Source organism: Protofrankia sp. Cas3 (assembly GCF_963555955.1).
In the GTDB taxonomy this organism is placed as follows: domain Bacteria; phylum Actinomycetota; class Actinomycetes; order Frankiales; family Frankiaceae; genus Protofrankia.
Window position 1 is genome coordinate 1 of record NZ_CAUVXP010000268.1, and the last position, 4,307, is coordinate 4,307.

Below are 4,307 nucleotides of genomic sequence, written 5' to 3' on the forward strand. Positions count from 1 at the left end.
GACTGTGACATTGTGCTACCTTGCCGGAGCTCTGAGGCCGAGTACCTCGCGGGTGCCGTCGCAGGTGACGGCCAACGCGACGTAGATCGGGCGGTTCGCGACCTGCCCGTCGCGGATCTTCACGTGGATCGCGTCGATGAAGACGACCGGGTAGACCGCGTCGAGCGGCCGGTTCTGCCACTCGCCCATCCGTTCAAGGACGGTGTCGGTGATGTCGGATATCTGCTGACGGGACAGTCGGGTGTCGTAGACCTCGGCCAGGTGTGCCTGCACGTCCCCGGTCGTCATCCCACGGGCCACCAAGGAGATCACCATCTCGTCGACGCCGCGCAGCCGGCGGACCCGTTTGGGGACCGTCACCGGCGCGAACGAGGCCGCCCGGTCGCGGGGCACCTCGATCGCGACCGGGCCGATCTCGGTCAGGACCGTCTTGGTCCGGGTCCCATTGCGGGAGTTCCCGCCATCGCGGCCGGCCGGGTCGTGCTTGTCGTAGCCCAGGTGGGCGGTCATCTCCGCTTCCAGGCCGGCTTCGCCGACCAGCTTCGTCAGCTGGGCCAGCAGGCCGCCTTCGCCGGCCAGGCTGATCCCGTCCGCCTGGGCCCGCTCCGCGAGCAGACGCACCAGCTGGGCGTCGCCGGTGTCCCACGCCAGCGGGGCGTCCCCGGGTCGATCCAGCGCGGGGGCCTCGTGGGCCGGCGGAACCTCTACCATCGTGTCACTCACGGCATGTCCTCACTTTCGGAGGGTTACGTCGTTATGTCTACAGGCCCCATACACGTCGTGGACATGTTCGTGACGTCGGCTGTCGCAAGCGAAGCCACAACGCGGTTTCCGAGATTCGGACGTCGGCAGCGAGCGACGCGCAGGCGGCCGACAACGGTCATCGGGTGGGCGGAAGGAGCGCGGGTCCGTTCCGATCGCAGATCGTCGCTGGATGTGCGAGGAGCGGCGCTCCGATCGCGGCAATGGCGGATGGAATTTCGGCACGAGGGATTTCGCTCGGATAGCTGATCACGTTCCGGAGCTGTCAAACGACTCGTCGGACGGCGGCATCTCGTCGGCGAACATGCCGTAGGGCGCACCACCCGAGGTGCGGCCCGCCACGAAGAACAACCTGCCGTCCAGTACGGTCCACCACTCGTCGTGGCCCTGGTCGCTGCGACGCTCGGCGTGACCGCGTGGGGCCGCCGGGGGGCGCTGTGCCCATTGGCGCGCCGAGTCGGGCAACGCGAACCCGAGCGCGGTGAGGTCGTCGTAGGCGGTGTAGCGGTCGACGCCGTACCGCTTGGCGTAGCTCTTCGCGGTGACTGGCGCGCCGAAACGGATCCACTCACGTGCCGAGTCACGGCGTTGCCGCTGGCGCATGCGGTGACGTCGCGGTTGCACGCTCGGATGTTACTGCCGGTCGGGTGCCGTGGCCGCCCGACGGACAGGCGGCGAGCCCGGTTCGTACGCGCCGTCGATGAAGGCGCCACGCACTGCACGAGCGCGATGAACAAGCAAACCGCCGAGCACACGATTCGCGGGAAAAGTGGTGCGGCCCAGGGCCTGGCCCTGCGACGGGGCACTGGCGCGTGTCGTCCGACCGGCGCGGAGCCGCATCCCGCACCTCGGTGACACTCAGCTACCGACTACTGTATCCGACTTGCGGCATGACAGGACGTTTCCGCCGCCGTGATCAGGCGAAGCTTGCCGTCACGTTCCGTCGTTGTGGGAGGGTGCGGTGGAAGATCAGGCGCGACTCGAGCAGCGCGCGTCCGGGAACCGAGGGCCTTGATTGGGTATGGACGCGGGTCCGCACCCTATGGCAGACGCGTAACGATTCTTAGATTCTTCACTGTGTGTTCTGGGATGCGGGAAAGGGGTGGGTGGTGACGCCGGGATCGGTCGGTGGGACGTTTCTGCTGCCGACGGGTGCGGCTGTCGGGTTGACCGTGCGGGAGCTCGCGGACCGTTACGGGGTCGCCCCGAGCGTGGCGACGGACGTCGTTTCAACACCTCCGGGTCTTGGCCGGCTCAGATGAGGTAACGCTGCGTGCGGGGGCTGGGTGGCGGTGAGCGGACGATGGCTCATCGCGGCCCGCGACCGTGACCTTGATCGGTTCTGGCTGGCGGGCTGGGGGCGTCGCGCTGGCACTGCGTGGTGACTCTGCTGCGATACGCCGATGGTAACGGCGGTAGCATCCGGATGATCGGCCCGGTGGTGATCCGCCGGGCATACCGGGGGGCGGGTGCGCGGTGGCGCGAGTGTTCATCAGCCACGCCAGCGCGGATCGGGCGTTGGCGGTGCGGATACGCGGCTGGCTGTGCGAGGCCGGGCACACCGTGTTCCTCGACGCCGACCTGCATGCCGGACTGCAGGTCGGCGACGCGTTGGCTGATCGGCTGTTCGCCGAGCTGTACCGGGCAGACGCCCTGGTCGCGGTGGTCACCGCCGCGTTCGAAACGTCGCAGTGGTGCGCCGCCGAGGTCGGCATCGCCCGCGCGAACGGGCTACGGCTGCTCCCGGTCCGGGTCGGTCCGGCGGTGTCTCACCGGCTGGTGTCCACCGAGACGCACTGGACCGAGCTGACCGGCGACGGAACGAAGGCCCGGAAGGCGCTCGTCGAGGCGTTGCGGCAGTTGGATTCCAGCGGTGGGCCGCCGTGGTCGGCGGCGCTGCCGGTGTATCCGGGTCTGCCGCCGTTCGAGGCCGGCCAAGCCCGGGTGTTCTTCGGTCGGAGGCAGGACAGCCGTCGTCTCGCTAAAGAGCTTCGCGCGCCGGCCGGGCCGGCCGGCGGCGGGCTGCTGGCCGTGGTCGGCCCGTCGGGCTGCGGGAAGTCCTCGCTTCTGCGCGCCGGGCTGGGACCGCTGCTGGCCGCCGAGGCCGACTGGCTGGTCCTTGCTCCGCTACGCCCGACCGACGATCCGTACGCCGACCCGACCAGCGCCCTGGCCCGGCTGCTCGCCGCCGAAGGCCGCCGCCGCACCCTGGGCTGGAGCACCAACCAGGTCGCCGTCGGCCTGAACCAGCCCGGCGGGCTGGCTGGGCTGGTCGCGGACCTGCTCGCCGACGCGGCCCCCGCCCGCCACCTCCTCCTGATCGTCGATCAGGCGGAGGAACTGTTCACCCGTACCGGCAAGGCGGACCTCCGCCGGTTCGCCGCCCTGCTGGCGGACGCGGCCGGCGGCCCGGTGCGGACGGTGGTGACGATCCGCTCGGAGTTCCTCGACCCGCTGTCCAGCCTGGCCGCGCAGGTCGGCCTGCCGTTGGCGTCATTCGTGCTGCGTCCGCTGTCCCGGGAAGCGCTGCCGCTGGTCATCACCGGCCCGGCCCGCCACGCCGGGATCACAGTAGAGGATGAACTGGTCGCCCGCATGATCGACGACACGGGTGGCGGTGACGCCCTGCCCCTGCTCGCGTTCGTCCTCAACCAGCTCGCCAAGAACGTCACACGTGGCGGCGCGTTGTCCGGCGAGCGATACACCGAGCTCGGTGGGGTACACGGAGCACTCGCCGGTCAGGCCGACGTCGCCCTGGCCGACGCCGCCGCCGCCACCGGACGCGGCACCGGCGACGTGCTCGGCGGCCTGCTGCGCCTAGTGACCATCGACGACGCCGGCCAGGTCACCCGCCGCCGCGCCGAACTGGCGAGCCTGCCAGGCCCGGTCCGCACCGAACTGGACGTGTTCGTCGCCCGACGCCTGCTCACCATCCACGACCCGGCCGAGATCCCCGGCGCAGCCCCGGACAGTACCGGGCCGGTCATCGACATCGCCCACGAACAGATCTTCACCGCCTGGCCGCCGCTGGCCGCCGCCGTCACCGCCCACGCCGACAGTCTGCGGCTGCGTTCCCGCGCGACCGACGCCGCGGCCGACTGGCACCGCACCGACCGGCCCGCCAGCCACCTGTGGGACCTCAGCCGTGCCAGCACCGCCCTGCACACCCTCAACCCCGCCGACCTGACCCCCGCCACCCGCACGTTCCTGGCCGCAAGCCGCCGCCACGGCCAACGACGACGCCTACGCGCGACCGCGATCCTGACCACCCTGCTGCTCCTCGCCACCACCGGCGGGATCATCGCGTGGATCCAGCGAGCAGACGCCCTACGGCAGCAGAAACTTGCCACCGCACGCAGCCTCGTCACGCAAGCCGAGCAGCTCCGCAGCACGAACATCGGCCAAGCCCTCAAACTCAACCTCGCAGCCGAAAAACTCACCCCCAACGACGAAACCCGCAACAGCCTCGCGGCGACACTCATCAACACCCCGCTGACCGCCAGCATCGACGATGACCAGTACGTCACCGCGGCGGCGTTCAGCCC

At 70.4% G+C, this 4,307-nt stretch carries 2 protein-coding genes and 1 pseudogene; 1 reads left to right on the plus strand and 2 read right to left on the minus strand.

Annotation, left to right across the window (positions count from 1 at the left end; all coding sequences use genetic code 11):
- Positions 1-27: 27 nt before the first annotated feature.
- Positions 28-633 (minus strand): annotated as a pseudogene (locus U9983_RS26820) (IS256 family transposase); the annotation flags it as partial.
- A gap of 378 nt (positions 634-1,011) precedes the next feature.
- A complete protein-coding gene (locus U9983_RS26825; protein WP_322756681.1) occupies positions 1,012-1,365 on the minus strand; it encodes a hypothetical protein in 354 nt (117 codons plus the stop codon).
- 882 nt (positions 1,366-2,247) lie between these two features.
- On the opposite strand from U9983_RS26825, the gene U9983_RS26830 reads away from it, so the two are divergent.
- Positions 2,248-4,307, plus strand: a 2,060-nt coding sequence (locus tag U9983_RS26830; RefSeq protein ID WP_322756682.1) for a TIR domain-containing protein, incomplete at its 3' end; no start/stop codon positions are given.